This is a genomic window from Kitasatospora sp. NPDC088391 (assembly GCF_044753345.1).
Classification (GTDB): domain Bacteria; phylum Actinomycetota; class Actinomycetes; order Streptomycetales; family Streptomycetaceae; genus Kitasatospora.
Genome location: NZ_JBIVNB010000002.1, coordinates 315,992 through 333,582, shown reverse-complemented (window position 1 = coordinate 333,582; position 17,591 = coordinate 315,992). Strand labels below are relative to the sequence as shown.

Annotated in this window: 14 protein-coding genes; 4 read left to right on the top strand and 10 right to left on the bottom strand. The window is 75.3% G+C overall.

Annotation, left to right across the window (positions count from 1 at the left end; translation table 11 throughout):
• Nucleotides 1-37 precede the first annotated feature (37 nt).
• The 6 genes from ACIQBJ_RS05930 to ACIQBJ_RS05905 all read right to left on the bottom strand — a co-directional run bounded on the left by ACIQBJ_RS05930 (nucleotide 38) and on the right by ACIQBJ_RS05905 (nucleotide 11,020).
• The gene (locus ACIQBJ_RS05930; RefSeq protein ID WP_400704195.1) at nucleotides 38-2,980 is read right to left on the bottom strand and encodes a hypothetical protein; all 2,943 of its coding nucleotides are present in this window, start codon (nucleotides 2,978-2,980) and stop codon (nucleotides 38-40) included.
• On the bottom strand, nucleotides 2,980-4,872 hold the full coding sequence (locus ACIQBJ_RS05925) for an HSP90 family protein (RefSeq protein ID WP_400704192.1): 1,893 nt from the start codon (nucleotides 4,870-4,872) through the stop codon (nucleotides 2,980-2,982). The genes ACIQBJ_RS05930 and ACIQBJ_RS05925 overlap by 1 nt, the downstream gene beginning before the upstream one ends.
• Nucleotides 4,873-4,965: 93 nt before the next feature.
• Complete coding sequence (locus tag ACIQBJ_RS05920) at nucleotides 4,966-5,976, bottom strand: hypothetical protein (protein ID WP_400704189.1); 1,011 nt, start codon at nucleotides 5,974-5,976, stop codon at nucleotides 4,966-4,968.
• 379 nt (nucleotides 5,977-6,355) lie between these two features.
• Nucleotides 6,356-7,735 (bottom strand): NAD(P)/FAD-dependent oxidoreductase, encoded by a 1,380-nt coding sequence (locus ACIQBJ_RS05915; protein WP_400704186.1) that lies wholly within the window; start codon nucleotides 7,733-7,735, stop codon nucleotides 6,356-6,358.
• 128 nt (nucleotides 7,736-7,863) lie between these two features.
• Nucleotides 7,864-9,504: an amidohydrolase gene (locus ACIQBJ_RS05910; RefSeq protein ID WP_400704183.1), complete on the bottom strand. Its 1,641-nt coding sequence runs from the start codon at nucleotides 9,502-9,504 to the stop codon at nucleotides 7,864-7,866.
• A 46-nt stretch (nucleotides 9,505-9,550) separates the two neighbouring features.
• Nucleotides 9,551-11,020, bottom strand: a complete 1,470-nt coding sequence (locus ACIQBJ_RS05905) for an APC family permease (protein ID WP_400705802.1) — start codon at nucleotides 11,018-11,020, stop codon at nucleotides 9,551-9,553.
• A 305-nt stretch (nucleotides 11,021-11,325) separates the two neighbouring features.
• On the opposite strand from ACIQBJ_RS05905, the gene ACIQBJ_RS05900 reads away from it, so the two are divergent.
• On the top strand, nucleotides 11,326-12,036 hold the full coding sequence (locus ACIQBJ_RS05900; RefSeq protein ID WP_400704180.1) for a helix-turn-helix domain-containing protein: 711 nt from the start codon (nucleotides 11,326-11,328) through the stop codon (nucleotides 12,034-12,036).
• A 233-nt stretch (nucleotides 12,037-12,269) separates the two neighbouring features.
• Nucleotides 12,270-13,046, top strand: coding sequence for a hypothetical protein (locus ACIQBJ_RS05895; RefSeq protein ID WP_400704177.1), 777 nt, complete (start codon nucleotides 12,270-12,272; stop codon nucleotides 13,044-13,046).
• An 18-nt stretch (nucleotides 13,047-13,064) separates the two neighbouring features.
• Here ACIQBJ_RS05895 and ACIQBJ_RS05890 read toward each other — a convergent pair whose 3' ends face one another.
• A complete protein-coding gene (locus ACIQBJ_RS05890; protein ID WP_400704174.1) occupies nucleotides 13,065-13,958 on the bottom strand; it encodes an alpha/beta fold hydrolase in 894 nt (297 codons plus the stop codon).
• A gap of 68 nt (nucleotides 13,959-14,026) precedes the next feature.
• Here ACIQBJ_RS05890 and ACIQBJ_RS05885 point away from each other — a divergent pair, with 68 nt between their 5' ends.
• Both ACIQBJ_RS05885 and ACIQBJ_RS05880 read left to right on the top strand, forming a co-directional pair.
• Nucleotides 14,027-14,650, top strand: coding sequence for a TetR/AcrR family transcriptional regulator (locus tag ACIQBJ_RS05885; RefSeq protein WP_400704171.1), 624 nt, complete (start codon nucleotides 14,027-14,029; stop codon nucleotides 14,648-14,650).
• An 84-nt stretch (nucleotides 14,651-14,734) separates the two neighbouring features.
• Nucleotides 14,735-15,229 carry an NUDIX hydrolase gene (locus ACIQBJ_RS05880; RefSeq protein WP_400704168.1) on the top strand — a complete coding sequence of 165 codons (495 nt, stop codon included), beginning with the start codon at nucleotides 14,735-14,737 and terminating at the stop codon, nucleotides 15,227-15,229.
• Between the two features lie 59 nt (nucleotides 15,230-15,288).
• Here the strand turns inward: ACIQBJ_RS05880 and ACIQBJ_RS05875 are convergent, their stop codons facing one another.
• The 3 genes from ACIQBJ_RS05875 to ACIQBJ_RS05865 form a co-directional block, all read right to left on the bottom strand.
• On the bottom strand, nucleotides 15,289-15,537 hold the full coding sequence (locus ACIQBJ_RS05875; RefSeq protein ID WP_400704165.1) for a type II toxin-antitoxin system RelE/ParE family toxin: 249 nt from the start codon (nucleotides 15,535-15,537) through the stop codon (nucleotides 15,289-15,291).
• Nucleotides 15,534-15,788: a type II toxin-antitoxin system Phd/YefM family antitoxin gene (locus ACIQBJ_RS05870; protein ID WP_400704163.1), complete on the bottom strand. Its 255-nt coding sequence runs from the start codon at nucleotides 15,786-15,788 to the stop codon at nucleotides 15,534-15,536. The genes ACIQBJ_RS05875 and ACIQBJ_RS05870 overlap by 4 nt, the downstream gene beginning before the upstream one ends.
• A gap of 135 nt (nucleotides 15,789-15,923) precedes the next feature.
• Nucleotides 15,924-16,238, bottom strand: a complete 315-nt coding sequence (locus tag ACIQBJ_RS05865) for a hypothetical protein (protein WP_400704160.1) — start codon at nucleotides 16,236-16,238, stop codon at nucleotides 15,924-15,926.
• Between the last annotated feature and the right edge of the window lie 1,353 nt (nucleotides 16,239-17,591).

Genomic DNA, 17,591 nt, shown 5'->3' with positions numbered 1-17,591 from the left:
CCTCCCGGCGGGCCGTCGGGGCTTGCGGGCGGTCGGGTCAGCGGCGGGCCAGGCGGTCGCGGAGTTCGGTGAGCGGCTCGGCGGCCTCGGGGGCCTCGGCGGCGCGGAACATCGCGATGGCGGTGTCGAGCCGGGCCAGCGCGGCGGGGGTGCGGTCGAGCCGGTCGGCCTCCAGGACGGCGGCGACCCGGATCGACTCGGCCCGGCCGCCGAAGGCGTCGGCCCCGAGGGCGGCGAACGCGGTGACGGCGAGCTCCATCTCGGCCAGCGCCTCCTCGTCGCGGCCCAGGCTGCTCAGGGTGCGGGCCCGGGTGTCGTGCAGGGTGCCGTCGGGGCAGCCGTAGTCGTCGAAGTCCTGGCCCTCGGCCGCGGCGGTGCGGGCCACCTCGGCGGCCTCGTCCAGCCGGGCCAGGGCCCGTTCGCCCGCGTCGGGGCGCTCGGGGCCGCTGCGGTCGGCGATGTGCCGGGCCTGGCGCAGCAGCATGTCGAAGACGCCGCCGGGGAACGGGGCGGTGCGGTGGCTGTCGAGGGCGCGTTCCCGGGCGAGGTCGGCGGCCGGCCACTGGTCGGCGACGGCGAGGGTGGCCGCGGCCTCGGCGGCGACCATGGTGTGGATGTGCCGGTCCTCGAAGTCGGCGACCTGGTCGGCGAGCAGCAGGTACTCCTCGGCGGCGGCCCGGGGTTCGCCGATCCGGCGCAGGCCGCGGGCCAGCACGAGCCGGGCCTGGGCCCGCTCGCGGACGTCGAGTTCGGCGAACGCCGGTTCCAGCAGCACGGCTTCGAGGACGGCGACGCCGTCCTCGGGCCGGTCGGCGCCGCACAGCGCCTGCCCGAGCATGATCCGGGCGGAGGCCGCGTCGTCGGCCTCGCCGAGGCGGTCGTAGCGGGCCGCGGACTCGGTGAACGCCTTGACGGCCTCGGCGAGCAGTCCGAGGCCGAGGCAGGTGCGGCCGAGGCCGTCGTGCACCCGGGCGGCGCCGCCGGAGCGGTCGCCGTACCGGGCGGCGAGCCCGGCGGCCCGCTGGAACTGCTCGTGGGCGGCGGCCAGGTCGTCCCGGTACATGGCGAGTTCGGCGCGCTGGCCGTGGACCTGGGCGAGCCGCCAAGGGGCGCCCGCCTGTTCGATCAGCTGCTCGGCCTCGGTGATCAGCCGGTCGGCCTCGGCGAAGGCGGCGCCGTCCTCCTGGTGGCGGCCGACCAGGAAACGGGCCCGGGCGCCCAGCAGGCGGGCGTTGGCCCGGCGGTGCGGGAAGCCGTGCCGGGCGGCCTCGGCGTCCAGCAGGGCGAGGGTGGCCTCGGCGGCGGCGAGCGCCTCCGGGTCGGGCCCGGGGCCGTCGGGGCCGGCCGCCGAGGCGGCCTCGAAGACGGCGCGCAGCTGGGTGTTGGCCTGGAGCTGCAGCACGGCGACCAGCTCGCGCCCGCCGAACGGGGCGTCGGAGGCCGCCAACTCCTCGATCCGGGCGCGCAGTTCGAGGATGGTGTCGAGGTCGCCCGGCCGGTCCCCGGTGGGGCCGGCCAGCCGGGCCCGGCAGCCGAGGGCGCGCGCGGTCAGCCCGGCCTGCTCGAACAGGTCGGCGGCCTCGGTGTAGCGGGCGGCGGACTCGTCCTCGGGGAGCCGCTCGTCGAAGGCGCGCTCCAGGGCGAGTTCGGCCCGGACCCGGGCCAGCGGGCCGAGGCCGGACTGTTCGGCGTCCTCGGGGTGCCGGTAGCCGGGGGCGTCGAGCAGGGCGGCGATCCGGTTCCACTGCTGGAGGGCCCCGGGGTGGCTGGTGATGCTCGACTCGCGGGCCAGGGCGACGAGTTCGGCCAGGTCGGCGGGCTCCTCCGGGGCCGCCGGGGCCGCCGGGGCGGGCTCGGCGGCGGCGGGGGCCGGTCCGGCGGCCCGCAGGCCGAGCGGGAGCGGTTCGGCGGTCAGCGGGGTGCGGGCCAGCCGGGCGCGGCGGGCGTCGCCGACCGCGGGGGTGCCGTTGCGGGCATCGAAGCGGGCCGACAACTCCGTTCCCTCGCGGTCGAGTTCGGCCAGCAGTCCGGCGGCGGTCCAGGTCGCTCCGGGCGGGCCGGCCACCGGCAGGTCGGCGTGGCCGTCCGCGACCAGCCGGGCCAGCAGCAGCTGGACGCCGGTCAGGAAGTGCAGCCGGGCCAGCGGGTCGCCGTGCCGGGCGAACAGGTCCCGGTTCTCGGCCAGGATCTCCAGGCCGCGCGGCTCGTTGCCGGTCAGCGCGCAGAACTCCACGTGCAGGCCGACGGATTCGGCCGCCGCCGAGCGGCCGCGGGCCCAGCGGTACCCGGCCAGGTGGGCCGAGCGGGCCTCGTCGGTCCGGCCGGTGCGCAGCAGCGGCAGCAGGGCGAGGGCGCGGCTGGTGTGCGGCTCCTCGGCGCAGGAGTGCTCGCCGGAGAACACCGGGGCCCAGATCGACAGGGCCCGCTCGTCGTCGCCGCGGGCGGCGAAGTACTGGGCCTGGTGGCGCAGTTCGCAGGCGTGGCAGTCGCTGTAACGGGAGCGCCAGCGGGTCGCCCAGAGTTCGAAGGCGTCCTGGACGCCGGTGCCGGTGTGCGCGGCGAGCTGGTACTGCCGGGCGTAGTAGGGCTGCAGGTCGTGGCCGCGGGCGAGGTAGTGCTCGCGCAGTTCGCCGTGCCAGCGGCGGACCGCGTCGAGCGGCACCTCGGGGACGGCGAGCAGGGCGGCGGCGACCCACTTGTAGCGCCAGTCGGTGGCGTGGTCGCCCCAGCCCTCGAAGGCGTCGGGGTGTTCCTTGCGGAGCCGGGCGATCCGGGCGAACACGACCGGGAGCTTGCGCCGTTCGGCGTCGTACTCGTACGCCTCGGTGAGTTCGAGCAGCGCGACGGCCATCAGCTCGGGGTCGTCGAACTGCTCGGCGGCGTCGACGAGTTCCTCGGCGGTGACGGTGCGCGGCCGGCCGTGCGGCTGTTCGTCGTTGGCGCGCAGCGCGGCCCGGACGGCGTCGGGGGTGTCGAGCATCACGGCTCCTGGTGCGGCGTGGTCGGCGGGTTCTGCGCGGCGGGCGGGTTCGGCCCGGCGGGTTCGTGGCCGAGCACGGCGTGGTCGAGCAGGGCCAGGAAGGAGCGGTTCAGCAGGGCGGACTCGCTGGCCTTCAGCGGGCGCCGGGTGAGCAGCAGGGCCTGCCCGTAGAGGGCTTCGATCGTGGTGGTGGCGAGGTCGTGGTCGCGGATCGCGGCGGCCCGGCGCACCAGCGGGTTGAGGTGGTTGAGGACGAGCTGGGCGCGGGGCGCGGAGCTGCCCAGCGAGCCGAGGATGTCGGCCCACAACCCGTCGGCCTGGTCGGCGAGTTGAGTGCGGGTGCGTTCGTGCCGGGCTTCCCGGTCGTCGAGCAGCAGCGCGGGGGCGCTGCTGGGGTGGAAGGTGCGCAGCGCCACGTCGCAGTCGAACCGGCCGAGGGTCTGCCGGGCGACGGCGAGGAAGGCGGCGGCGGAGAGTTCGGTGGCCGGGTCGACGTTGTCGAGGTGGGCGGTGACGGTGGCCGGGTCGAGGTCGGCGACGGTGGTGCCGGGGCGGATCTCGGGCAGCCGGTGGACCAGGTCGCGGTCGTAGGTGTAGCCGCCGTTGACGACGCCGAGTCCGGCGGCGCCGGCGATCGGGGCGACCTGGCGGAACTCCTCGACGGTGCGGGTGACCAGCACCACGGGGTGGGCGCGGACGAACTCGTCGAGGGTGACGTCGCCGTCGGTGGTCTCGAACGGCAGCCAGGGCAGCAGCATCCGGAGCAGCTGGTCGTCGTGCCGGGCCAGCGACTTGACGGCGAGGTGGTGGACCGACAGGAAGCGGTGCAGCAGGGCCGGGTCGCTGGCGGACAGGCCGGTGAGCCAGTCGCGGATGCGCAGGCCGAGGGCGTCCCGGACGGCGGCGAGGGTCTCGTCGGCGTACAGCGCCTCGCGGGAGGCGGTGGGGCGCAGGCGTTCGGCGTCGACCACGCAGCGGACGAAGAAGGCCCATTCGGGGAGCAGTTCGTCGGCCTGGTCGGAGAGCAGCATGCCCTTGAGGTGGACCCGGTGCCCGGCCCGGCGGGACGGCGGGACGGCGTCGGGCAGCACGTGGGCGACGCCGCTGAGGCCGACCAGCGGCAGGTCGAGGTCGATGGTGTCGAGCGGGGTGAAGTCGAAGGTGTCGCGGCAGTGCGCGGTGAGCGCCTCGCGGCGGGCCGCGGGGGTGGCGTACCGCTCGGCCCAGGGGGCGGGGGTGCGGTTGATCCGGGTCTCGCGGCCGGCCGGGTCGACCACGGTGACGGGGTGGCGCAGCAGGCTGCCGTAGTGGCGGGCGAGTTCGAGGACGCGGCGCGGGGCGGTCCACTCGGCGGCGTCGGGGCGCGGGGTGAGGGTGACGGTGGTGCCGGGCTCGGGGCGGGCGTCGGCGGGGAGGGTGGTGATGGTGTAGCGGCCGTCGGAGCGGCCGCGCCACTCGACGACCGGGGCGTCGGGGGTGCGGGCGGAGCGGGTGGTGACGGTGATCTCGTCGGCGACCACGAAGCAGGCGAGCAGGCCGATGCCGAACTGGCCGATGAACTCGCTGCGGGCGTCGGCGAGCTGTCCGGCGTCCAGGGCGCCGTCGGCGGTCCGCTTGGAGCTGCGGCCGATGGTGGCGAGGAAGGTGTGCACGTCGGCCTCGGTGAGGCCGACGCCGGTGTCGGCGACCGTGAGGACCTCGCCGGTGGTGACGGTGATCGCGGCGGGCGCGTCCGGGTCGAGCTGCCGGCGGGCGGTGAGCGCGTCGACCGCGTTCTGCAGCAGTTCGCGCAGGTAGACCCGGGGGCTGGAGTACAGGTGGTGGGAGAGCAGGTCGACCAGGCCGCGCAGGTCGACCTGGAAGGTGTGCGCGCTGGGGTCGTTCGGGGTCACCGGGCGGGTCCTTCGGCTGGTTCGGTCGGGTGCGGTGGCGGCGGGCGGGGCCGGGCGCGCCGCCGGGCGTCGGTCAGTGGCGGGCGGGGCCGGTCAGTGGCGGGCGCTCTGCTTGCGGGTGCGCAGGAACGTCTCCACCGGGTCGCCCCAGTACGCCCAGGGCAGTTCGGTGACCCGGTCGCCGATCTCGGCGAACAGCAGGTGGGCGGCGGCGGGCTGGCCGGCCAGCGCGAACGCCATCGCGAACTCGTTGTGGGCGACCGGCCAGTCCCGGCCGCGCACGTGGTCGGGGTGCCGGATCGAGCGGTCGGCGGCCTCGTGCAGTTCCTCGCGGACCTGCGGGCGGTCGATGTAGGCGGCGTCCTCGCCGGAGGGCAGCGACAGCCAGTGTTCGAGGTGGGCGCGGGCGACCAACTGGCCGAGCGGGCTGCCCTCGGGGGCGGCGAGCATGCTGCGGCGGGCGAAGGAGTGCATCTGCTCGTGCGAGCCGGACCACTTCTCGCAGAGCTGCTGCAGGCGCTGGCGGTGCGAGGCGACGTGGTCGGGGCAGCGGCGCAGCGCGGCCTCGAAGCGGTGCCGGGCGGCGACCTGGTCGAGGGAGGCGCCGCGACCGCTGATCTGCAGGAAGTACCAGGGGCCGAGCAGCGCCGGGTCGAGTTCGGCGGCCCGGTAGAGGTGCTCCTCGGCGCTCTCCAGGCGCTCGTGGAACAGCTTCCACTGGTCCTCGCCGACGTACTGGGCCCGGGCGCCGGTACGGGCCTCCCAGGCCCAGCTGACGTGCCGGGCGCCCTGGACGAGGCGCAGCAGCGGGTCGTCGGGGGCGTCGTCGAGGGCCCGGCCGACCGCGACCTCGGCGCCGGTGACGTCGGCCAGCACGGAGACCATCAGGGTCAGGTCGTCCTGGTCGGCGGCGCCGTCGAGGACGGCGCGGGCGGCGGGCCAGGCGCCGACCCCGGCGAAGGAGCGCAGCCGGGCCAGGTCGGCGTCGCCGAACGACGGGTCGACGGCGAGGGCGCCCCGGCCCTCGGTGCCCCCGGCGTCGGCGGCCGTCCCGCGGTCGTCGCCGGCCTCGCGGCGGCCGAGCAGCCGTGCGAACAGTCCCATCCCGGGGTCCCCTCCGAAGTGCTGTGGTGGTGCGGCGGGGGCGCGTGCGCGGCGGCCCCCGGACGGAGATTCCTATCACGTCCGTGCGACAGGTGTGCGAAGGGTTTCCCCGACCGCCGACCGGGGGCCTGCCGCGGGCCGGTCGCGGGGCCCCGTCGGACCGGGGCGGTGGGCGGAGGCAGGCGGCGGCCTCCGGGGCCGGAGGCGGTGCCCGGGAGCCGGAGGCCGTGGCAGTGATGGTGGCTGGGCCGGTCGGCCGCGGCCGGGGGTCCGGTCCGTCGAAGGCAGGCCGCGACAGCCTCCGGACCGTGCCGGCGGCCGAAGGGCCGTGGCTGCGGCGGGGATCGGCGGCAGGGGCCGTGGTGGCGGTGGCAGGGGGTCAGCCGCGGCCGGAGATCCGGTCGGCGAGGGTGGCGAGCGGGGAGGTGGTGGCGTGTTCGCGGCGGTCGGCGTGGCGGTAGACGGCGTAGAGGGTGTGGACGCCGAGCCAGCGGGCCGGTTCGGGTTCCCAGCGGCGGACGCGGTGGCCGACCCAGGGCAGGTCGGTGAGTTCGGTGCCGGCGCCGCGCCCGAGGTGGCGGAGGGTCAGGTCGCGCAGGGTGCGGCCGGCCAGGTTGGTGGTGGCGACGCCGCTGCCGACGTAGCCGCCGGCCAGGCCGAGGCCGGTGGCGGGGTCGAGGGCGACGGTGGCGCACCAGTCGCGCGGGACGCCGAGCACGCCGGACCAGGCGTGGTCGATCCGGGCGTCGGCGGCGGCGGGGAACATCCGGGCCAGGATCTCCCGGAGTTGGGCGACCGTGCCGTCGGGGGTGGCGCCGTCCCGGTCGATCCGGGAGCCGTAGCGGTAGGGGCGGCCGCGGCCGCCGAGCGCGATCCGGTCGTCGGCGGTGCGCTGGGCGTACATGTAGGCGTGCGCCTCGTCGCCGAGCACCTCGCGGTTCTGCCAGCCGATCGCCTCCCAGACCTCGGCGGGCAGCGGCTCGGTGGCGATCATCGAGGAGTTCATCGGCAGCCAGTCCCGCCGGTGCCCGGCGAGTTCGGCGGTGAAGCCCTCGGTGCAGCGGAGCACCGTGCGGGCGGTCACGGTGCCGTGCGGGGTGACGGCGCGACCGGGGGCGATCGCGGTGACGGGGGTCGACTCGTACACCCGGACGCCGAGTCGGCGGACGGCGGCGGCCAGGCCGAGCACCAGCTTGGCGGGGTGCACCCGGGCGCCGTTCGGTGTCCAGGTGGCGCCCAGGGTGCCGGGCACGTAGAGCCGTTCGGCGGCCGCGGCGGTGTCCAGCAGCTGCACCTCGTCCGCGCCGAACGCCTGCTCGTGGGCGAACCTGGCTTTCAGGCGGGCGAGTTGGGCGGGGGTGGTGGCGAGCTCCAGGACGCCGCCGCGGTGCGCGTCGCAGTCGACGCCCTCGGCCGCGGCGGCCCGCAGGGTCTCCGACACCGTGTCGTTCATGGCGAGTTGGAGCCGGCGGGCGGCGTCCTCGCCGTGCAGGCGGGCGTAGCGGCCGCGGCCGGCGATGCCGTTGTAGAGCCAGCCGCCGTTCCGGCCGGAGGCCCCGTAGCCGCAGAACTCGGCCTCCAGCAGGGCGATGTCGAGGTCGGGGGCGGCCTGCTTCAGGTAGTAGGCGGTCCACAGTCCGGTGTAGCCGCCGCCGACCACGCAGACGTCGGCGGCGGTGTCGCCGTCGAGCGGGGCGCCGGGTTCGGGTCGGCCGGTGGCCGCGTACCAGAAGGAGACGCCGCCGTTGACGGTGGTCATGTGTCCTGCTTCCGAGGGGCTTCGAGGGGGTGCCACTGCGTGCGGGAGGACGCTAACCGGGGCGCGGCGGACCGGGCAACGGACACCCTGCCAGGCCGCCCCCTCCCGGCCTGACAGGGTGTCCGGGCTCACTCGGCCGTGTGCACGGCCCGTCCGCCGACGTAGGTGCGCAGCACCCGGGTCTCGGCGATCTCCTCGGCGGGGGCGGCGAACGGGTCGCGGTCGAGCACGACCAGGTCGGCGAGGTTACCGGGGCGCAGCACGCCGGTGTCGTCGAGGCCGTTGAGGTGCGCGGTGCCGGAGGTGTAGGCGGCCAGCGCGGTGGCCAGGTCGAGGCGCTGCTCGGGCAGGAACACCGGGACGCCGTCGGCGGCGCCGGGCTCGCGGCGGTTGACGGCGACGTGGATGCCGTCGATCGGGACGGGGCTGGAGACCGGCCAGTCCGAGCCCGCGGCGAGGGTGGCGCCGGTGCGCAGCAGGCTGCCGAACGGGTACTGCCAGGTGGCGCGCTCGGGGCCGAGGAAGGGGATGGTGAGCTCGTCCATCTGCGGTTCGTGGGCGGCCCAGAGCGGCTGGATGTTGGCGATCGCGCCGAGGGCGGCGAACCGGGCGAGGTCGTCGGGGTGGACGACCTGGAGGTGGGCGAGGTGGTGCCGGTTGCCGCGGCGGCCGTTGGCGGCGACCGCGGCCTCGATCGCGTCCAGCGCCTCGCGGACGGCGCGGTCGCCGAGGGCGTGGAAGTGCACCTGGAAGTCGAGCGCGTCGAGGGCGGTGACGTGCTCCTTCAGCGCGGTCGGGTCGACGAAGCTGAGGCCGCTGTTGCCGGTGGCGCAGCCGCAGCCGTCCAGGTAGGGGGCGGTGAGCGCGGCGGTGAAGTTCTCCGCGATGCCGTCCTGCATGATCTTGATCGAGCCGGCCCGGAACCGGCCGTGGGTGAACTTCTCGCGGCGGGCGACGAGTTCGGGGATCTGCTCGGCGCCGCGCTCGCGGTCCCACCAGAGGGCGCCGACCACCCGGGCGGTGAGGGTGCCGTCCTGGGCGGCGGCCAGGTAGGTGTCGGACGGGTCGGGGTTGCCGGCGAACTCGCCGAGCAGGGCGTCCTGCCAGGCGGTGATGCCGAGCGAGTGCAGCATCGCCTGGGCGCTGAGCAGGCCGGCCTTCCGGTCGGCGGCGGTGGGGGCGGGGGCGTGCCGGCCGACCAGGCCGATGGCGCCCTCCTGGAGCACGCCGCTGGGGGTGCCGTCCGGCTCGCGCTCGATCCGGCCGTCGGCCGGGTCGGGGGTGTCGCGGGTGAGCCCGGCGGCCTCCAGGGCGCGGGTGTTGGCCCAGGCGCCGTGGTGGTCGCGGTTGGAGAGCAGCACCGGACGGTCGGGGACGACGGAGTCGAGCAGCTGCCGGGTGGGCAGGCCGCCCTCGAAGCTCTCCATCGACCAGCCGCCGCCGGTGATCCACTCCTTCTCGGGGTGGGCGGCGGCGTACTCGGCGATCCGGGCCAGGTAGTCGTCGACGGTGACGGTGCCGGTGAGGTCGCAGGAGGCCATCTCGACGCCGCCGTACACCGCGTGCACGTGCGCGTCCTGGAAGCCGGCGACCAGCAGCCTGCCGTGCAGGTCGACGACTTCGGTGCTCGGTCCGATCAACTCCCGCACCTCGTCGTGGCCGACCGCGGTGATCCGCTCGCCGGTGACGGCCAGCGCGGTCGCCCGGGTGCGGGCGGCGTCGCCGGTGTGGATCGGTCCGCCGGTGAGGACCAGGTCGGCACGGTTCATGGGAGGTGCTCCGTTTTCTGGGTGTGGCACGGGAGTTGACGGTGCGTCAGGACGCGGCGGATCCGGTCGCCCCGGCGGCGGGGTCGGCGGCCGGGGCGCGGTCGGTGGCGCCGGTGAAGTAGGCCGAGCGGCGGCCCCAGCGCGACCAGGCGCCGGCGGCCAGGCCGGAGCCGATCATCAGGACCGGCACCGAGAGCTCGAACCAGCCGTTGGCGGCGCTGAGTTCGAAGTGGTCGGCGGAGTCGTAGAAGGTCCAGGCCAGGTAGCCGCCGACCAGCAGCAGCACCACTCCGCCGAGCAGCGGCGCGACCACCGCCTTCAGTCCCTCGGCGAGGTTCTCCCGGAGCAGGTGGCGGAAGCGCACCGCGGAGGCGATCGCGACCAGCGCGTAGTAGAGCGCGACGACGATGCCGATGGCGTTGACGGTCGCCGAGATCAGCTCGGTGACGGTCGGGATGACCAGCGACAGCGCGGCCAGCGCGAGCGCGATGCCGGTGATCAGCCAGGTGCCGGTGGACGGGGTGCGGTGGCGCGGGTGCAGCCGGGTCCAGACCTTGCCGAGGGTGCCGTCGCGGCCCATCGCGTAGGCGCCGCGGGCGGTCGGGATGACCGAGGCCTGCAGCGAGGCCGCCGCCGAGAAGGTCAGCGCGACCAGCGGCAGCGCGGCCAGCGGCTGGCTGGCCAGCTTCTCCGCGAAGTAGGCGAGGCCGGTGGCCCCGTTGTCGGCCAGTTCCTCGATCGGCAGCACCCGCTGGAAGGCGGTGCCGGCGAACAGGAACAGGCCGAGCATCAGCAGCAGCGACAGGAAGCCGCCCCGGGTGGCGTCCTTCGGGTCGTGCACCTCCTCGCCGACGCTGAACACCGACTCGAAGCCCCAGTAGCAGAACACCGCCAGCACCATGCCCTGGGCGAGCGAGCTCAACGAGGGGATCTCGAACGGGTTGTACCAGGACAGGCTGAACGGCTGGTCGCCGGCGAACAGGCCGTAGCCGCAGAACGCGAGCAGCACCGCGTACTCGAAGACCAGCAGGTACTTCTGCAGCCGGGCGGCCAGGTCGAGGCCGCGGACGGCGACCACGGTGGCGGCGAGCAGCACCGTCATGCCGATCAGCGTGCACTGCAGGCTGGAGTCCGGGTCCAGTGCGACGCCGGGCAGCGCGTGCAGCCCGGCCTGGCCGGCCAGCTGGATCAGCGCCGAGCCGGTGACGGTGGTGGTGTACGCCATGAACACCACGGTGGTGACGATGTTGACCCAGCCGGTCAGGAAGCCCAGCCACGGGTTGAGGGCCTTGCCGACCCAGCGGTACGAGCTGCCCGCGTCGGGTTCGACCCGGTTGAGCCGGCCGTAGCCGCAGGCGATGCCGAGGACCGGCAGGAAGGCCAGCAGCATGATGGCGGGCAGGTGCAGGCCGACCACGCCGGCCATCAGGCCCAGGCCGATGCCGATCGAGGTGGTGGCCGCCGTGCTGGACGCGGCGATCACCACCACCGCGCCGACGCCGACCGACTTGCGCATCGCGTCCGGGGCCGCCGGGCCCGAGCTGGAAGGGGTGGTGCCGCCGTCGGGGACGGGGCCCCGCTCCTTGTGCGTCGCTGCCAAAGGATCACCGCCGAGGGGGTCGTGGGGGTGCGGCGCCCCGCGGGCGGGGCGTCGGGTGGGGGGTCGCGCCGCCGGAGGGCGCGGGGATTCCGGGGGGACCGGCGGGCCTCGCGGGCGGGGCGCGCCGGGTGGGGGTCCGGCCGGCGCGAGCGCGGGCCAGGCACGCCATGAAACCCGCCGCCCCTTCACACGTCAATGCTGTTGTCGTAAGCTCACGGGCCATGACCGACCGTGTCGTCCCCGAGACCGCGCGCCGCCGCCGGCGCCCCACCAAGCAGGGCACCGTGCTGTCCGAGCAGGTGATCGTCGACACCGCGCTCCGCCTGGTCGAGCAGCACGGCGCGCAGGCGTTCAGCGTCCGGCGCCTCGGGCTCGCCCTCGGGGCCGACCCGAGCGCCCTCTACCGCTACTTCCGCAGCACCGACGACCTGCTGATCGCCGTCGCCGACGAACTGATCGGCCTGGGACTGCGGGGCTGGGAGCCCACCGGCGACTGGCGGGCCGACCTGCGCGAGGTCGGCCTGCGCATCCACACCCGCTCCTGCGCCCACCCGCAGGCCGCCGTCCTCGCCGCGTACCGCACCACCGGCCGGGCGCACGAGATCCGGGCCATCGAGACCATGCTCGGCATCCTGCGCGAGGCCGGCTTCACCGACCCGGACGCCGTCGCGCTCTACCACGCCTTCATCGACCAGGCCCTGGGCTTCGCCGTCCTCGACGCCGCCGCCCTCGCCATGCCCGCCCCCTCCCAGAGCGCCGACCAGGGCGTCTGGGACACCGCCTACCGCGACCTGTCCGCCGACACCCACCCCCACATCACCGCCACCGCCGACCTGCTCGCCGCGCACATGCGGCGCAGCGCCTACCCGCTGGCCCTCGACCTCCTCCTCGACGCCTTCGCGGCCCGCCTGCCCGCCGCGCCCGCCGCCTGACACCGGCGTTTCGATGTGTCGCCGCGTCGCCGCATCGCTGCGTCGCCGTATCGCTGTATCGCCGTGCCTCTGCGTCGCCGTGCCTCTGCGTCGCCGCGCCGCCGGCCCGGTCGCCACCGCCGTGTCCGACGACACCCGCGGCAATCCGATCCGGCCCGCCCACCTGCCGCAGCCCCCTCACGGCCTGCGGATATTCGGGTGGCGGGCGGTGGATCGTCCGCTACCCTCTGCGCGTGATGTTCGATGAGGTGGCCGCGCCGAAGGCCACGTGGTGGGGAATCGTCAAGGAGCGGGCCGCGGCCTGCTGGTGGCAGCTGATCGTGCTGGTGCTGGTGGAGCTGCTCCTCGGCGCCGTGGCCACGGTCCTGGTGTACGCGGTGGCCCCGCACGACTACCGGGTCGTCGGGGTGGCGGACCTGCTGCTGTCGCTGGTGGTGACCGCCGCGCTCGCGGGCGCGAAGGCGCGGGTGCTGGGGCTCGGGGTCGGACCGCTGACCGCCCTGCGGCTGCCTCCGCTCCGGATCGCGCTGATGGCGGTCCTGTCCCTGCTGCTGAGCGCGATGCTGCTCCACCGGCTGGGCACGCTGCTCGCCGACGGGCCGTTCCTCGCCGACCTGCCCGTCGCGGGGCGCTGGGGGATGGGGGCGCTCGTGGTGGTCCTGGCCGTACTGGCGCTGCCGCTGCCCATGGCGGTGTTCCTGGAGGGCCGGGGCCTGGGCCGCGCCTGCCGGATCGCGTTCGGAGACTGGCGGACGGCCCTGCGCCTGCTCGGCCTCGCGCTGCTCCAGTTCGCGCTGGGCGCGTTCGTCCCGATGCTGGCCTTCAACACGCTGTACCGGTACGGCGCGGGCGTGCCCTCGATCGCGAGCAGCCTGGTGCCGCCCGTCCTGGGCTACTTCCTGCTGTTCCCGGTGTTCGCCAGCTACCTCCGCTCCCCCGCCGCCCGGCCGCCCGCGCCCCCGGTGGAGCCGGACCCGTACCCGCAGGTGGGCCCGGCCTTCACCGGCTGAGGCCGAGCACACCGCCGTTCAGGGCGTGGCCGCCGAACTCGCGGACAGGATGCGGGCGGTGACGAGCCCGGGCCGGTCCATCGGGAGGGAGTGGCCGGCGTCCGGGACGATCTCGACCCGGGCGGCGGGCAGCAGCCGGGCGATCCGGGCGGCGACCGCCGGGGAGTCGTGCAGGGCGCTGCGGGCGCCGAGCAGGAACTGGGCGGGGACGCCGGTCCGGGCGATCCGGTCCAGTTCCTCGTCGGTGAGCACCGGGGGGACGGGCAGGGCCCGCCGGAAGCCCGCCGCGGCGCGCGACATCTTCATCAACTCCCCTTCCAGGACCGCGCTGTTGCCGACCAGGCGGGCCAGCCGGGGCCGCAGTGTGCGAGGCGCGCAGGCGGCCAGCCCGCCGGCGATCAGCCAGGCGTAGAAGCGGAGGCCGAAGCCGTTGAACCCGGCCGGGTCGAGCAGGGTGAGCGCCCCGACCCGCCCGGGCCGGTGCAGCTGGTGCTGGAGGGCGACCCAGCCACCGTACGAGCAGCCCACCACGTGGGCGTCGTGGAGGCCGAGTTCGGCGAGGACCTGGTCCAGCCAGGCCGCGGCGTCCGCCCCGTCGGCGATCGGGGCGGACTGCTCGCTCGCGCCGGGCTCGCCGACCGGGTCGATCGCGAACACCGGGTGATGGGACGCGAGTTCGGCCAGTTGGTGGTGCCACATCAGGGCGTTGCCTCCGGAGGCGGCGAGCAGCACGACCGGCCGCCCGGCCCCGACCCCGCCGCTCGATCCGGGGCCGGTGCGGTACACCCGGGTCCGGCCGTAGGCGGTGGGCAGGTCGTGGGCGGTGCGCGGGCCGGGCCAGAGGGCGGCCAGGGCGTGGTCGTACGCGGCGCGGAAACGGTCGGCGGCCCGGGTGTTCCTGAACTCGCTCATTCGCATGGTACATGTGTATCACGGCATGATACGGGCGTACCAGGGAAGTTCGCGGGAAGGCCGGACGCATGAACAGCAAGGCGGAGCACGAGGAGCGGCGGCGGCAGATCGCCGAGGCACTGCTGCGGATCGCCGACACCCAGGGGCTGCAGTCCGCCAGCATGCGCGCCGTCGCCGCCGAGGCCGGCGTCTCGCTGCGCCTGGTCCAGTACTACTTCGAGACCAAGGAGGGCCTGCTGCTGGACGCGCTGGCCCGGCTCGGCGAACAGCTCCGGGCCCGGATGGCCGCGTGGATCACCGCGGCCGGCTCCCCGCCGACCCCGCGCGGCCTGGTCACCGCCGTCCTCTCCTGCATCCTGCCCACCGACGCGGAGAGCCGCCGGATCACCCGCACCTACGCCGCCTACTACGCGCTGGTGCTGAACGACCCCGCGGTCCTCGCCAAGCACGGCACCGGCCAGGCCGAACTGCTGGAGGGCTTCCTCGCCGAACAGGTGCGCGCCGCGCAGCGGGACGGCCTGGTCACCCCCTCCCGCGACCCGGCGACCACCGCCGCCGGCCTCACCGCCATGGTCAACGGCCTCGGCCAGAGCGTCCTGGGCGGCCAGCGCGACGGCGCCGCCGCCCTGGCCGTCCTCACCGCCCACCTGGACGAACTCTTCGGCGGTCCCCCTGCCGGGGAAGGGAACTGACGAGCCGCCGGAACGCGCGCGGACCGCTCGTGGCGCACCGGATTTCCCCTCCCCCGGGCCCGGACCGGCCCGTACAGTCGGAGGATGACGCCCGAGAAGAGGTCGACCGCCCGCATCCTGCTGCTCGACGACCGGGACCGCCTGCTGCTGCTCTGCGCCCGCGACCCCCGCACGGGCGTCGGGGGCTCCTGGTGGTTCACCGTGGGCGGCGGTCTCGACGAGGGCGAGGACGCCCTGACCGCCGCCGTCCGGGAGTTGCGCGAGGAGACCGGCCTCGACCTGCCCGCCCCGCGCCTCGGCCCGGTGGTGTGGACCCGGCGGGTGGTGTTCACCTTCGACGGCCGCCCGTTCGACCAGAGCGAGGAGTACTGGCTGCTCCGGCTGACCGCCGCCGAGGCGGCCGCCGTCCGGGTCGACACCGAAGAAGCCTCCCACGGCCACCACTGGTGGAGCGTCGACGAGTTGGCCACCACCACCGAGACCGTCCACCCCGAACGCCTCGCCGAACTCCTCCCCGCCCTCCTCACCCACGGCCCGGGCCCGACCCCCCTCCACCTCGGCGACCACGACCTCGGCTGACCCGGCGGCCGATCCGCGCCCCAGGCAGCGCCCGAGCACCCCCGCTTCGGGTCTTCGCGTCAGACCCGGCCGAGATGAAAGACGGTAATGGTGACCGTCCGGTCCTGGATCTCGTACTGGAGACGGTAGAAGCCCACCTGAATCCGGTAGATCCCGCTGGTGCCGATGGTGAAGGCACCTGCTGGCCGGGGATTCTCGGCCAGCAGGTCCACCGCTCGAAAGACCTGCTGGACACCGGCCCGGTCATCGACGGCGTACTTCTGCGCCACGGCCAGCGCGTCGGGCTCCCAAACGATGCCGTAGGTCACGGAGCCTCTCCGAGGACCTGCCGACGGGCCTCGTCGTGCGGCACACCCGGTCCGGTCTCGCCCCGGGCCTGGCGCGCCAGGTATTCGGCGGCGGCCCGGTGGTACTCCAGCTCCTCCAGCTCGGCCGGACTTATCAGGACGGCCATGGTCTGCCCCCGGTCCGAGAGGGCGATGCGCTTCTGCTCGGCGCCGACCTGCCGCGCCAGGGCTCCCAGCTTGTTGCGGGCCTCGGTGATCGGATAGATGTCCATGCGCTCAATATACCTGTAGTGCGCACTTGAGCGCAGATCATTCCAGTGGCACTCCTTACCCCTGCACCGGGACGGACTCGGACGGTCCGAGCACTCTCCGCCTCGGGCCGGAGCCACCCCCGGATCACGGGCCGATCAGGAGGACCGGCGGGTGGCGAAGCGGGTGCGGAGGGCGTCGGCGAGGGCGCAGAGGAGGGTGGCGGTGGCGGTGAGGGCGACCAGGGCGCGGAGGAGGCCGGTCTCCGGGTGGGGGTCGGGGATGAGGTGGAGGGCGAGGCGGGCGGCGAGCAGGCCGGTGGCGCAGGCGAGGGCCAACTGTGGGGCGGCGGCGCGGATTCGGGGGTCGGCGAGGGCGGTGGCGGCGACCAGGAGGGCGCCGGCCGCCGCGACCTGCGGGTGGGCGAAGCCGAGGCCGTAGCGGACGGCCAGGGCCGGGACCAGGAACAGCACCAGGGCGCGCCGCAGCAGGACCGCGAGGGCGGTGGTGGCGGGGCCCGGGGCGGGCCGTCCGGTGGGGCCGGGGACGGCGGGGCGGGGGGGCGGTGGCGGCGAGCAGGAGCAGGGCGAGTGCCGCCTCGGGCCAACGGGACGGCAGGTGGGCCGGGTTGTAGAGCAGTGCGGTGTCGTAGACCACCATCACCAGGGTGCCCACGGCCCACAGTTCGACGGCGAACCGGAGCAGTCCGGGCGTTCCGGGTCGCGGGGCGCGGTCGGCGGCGGGGGTGCGACGGGCGGCGGCCAGCAGCAGCGGGGTGGTGCAGGCGGCGGAGAGGGCGCGGATCGTCAGGTCCTGGACGGTCCAGGGGTTGTGGAAGCGCCATTCGACGGTGCCGAAGACCAGCGTGTACGAGACGGCGGCGCTCCACAGCAGCGGGGCGGAGCCGATCGCGGCCCGGTACCGGCCCGGGTCGAGGCGGCGCAGCACCGTCGCGTAGGCGAGCAGGACGAACGGGAGCTCCAGGAACGCCTGGACGCGCAGCACGGTGGGGGCGAACAGGCGCGGCGCGGGCAGGCGGTCGGCGAGGGCGCGGAGCGTCGGGCTGCCGGTGGGCTGGTCGAACCAGCCGGGCGGGAGGTAGCGGGTGACGAATCCGGTGTCCCCGCCGTGCACGCGCAGCAGGTAGGCGGAGCAGAGCAGTTGGTTGAGGTACAGCAGCGCGGTCACGGCGAGGAGCAGGACCTCCGGCGACCGGAGGAGAACCGAGGGGTTCCGCCCGACGACAGGATCGGCGGGGGCGCGCAGCAGGCGGGGCGCGATCAGCAGGGCGGTGGCGACCGAGCCGAGGACGGCGGCGTCGATCACGAGCGCGGTGGTCGTCATTCGACGAATGCTAGAGACCCCGGGGCGGCCATTAGCACACCCGTACGGTGACACTCAGCGACCGATGGGCGTCCGGTCGGCCGGTCGGAGCGGGTCGCCGCGCCCGGGTCCGGGGGTCGTGGAAGGGCCGAAGCGGGCGGGGTAACGGGAAATCGCTTTCCGTTCCCGGAAATCGCGGTCCGGCCGGTGCTCGCGTTCGGACCGTTCGGTCACCTACCGCACTTGCTCGACTTGGCGGTTATCCGGTCCGGGAATCCCTTCGGTCAACGAATCCCCTTCCCGGGGGCGGGCGTTGATTCGCTGACTGACCGTCACTTGCCGGGTGCCGCAAACCTTAAGGGCTGCACCCCAGCGCGACCGGAGGCACCGGCCCGCGCCCCGGGACCTTGATCACGGAACGTGATCAAGGTGGGGTGCTTCCCCGTTCACAGTTCAGTTACAGATCCTCTGGAAAGTCGCCCCAACAACCATTGTGGGCCCGC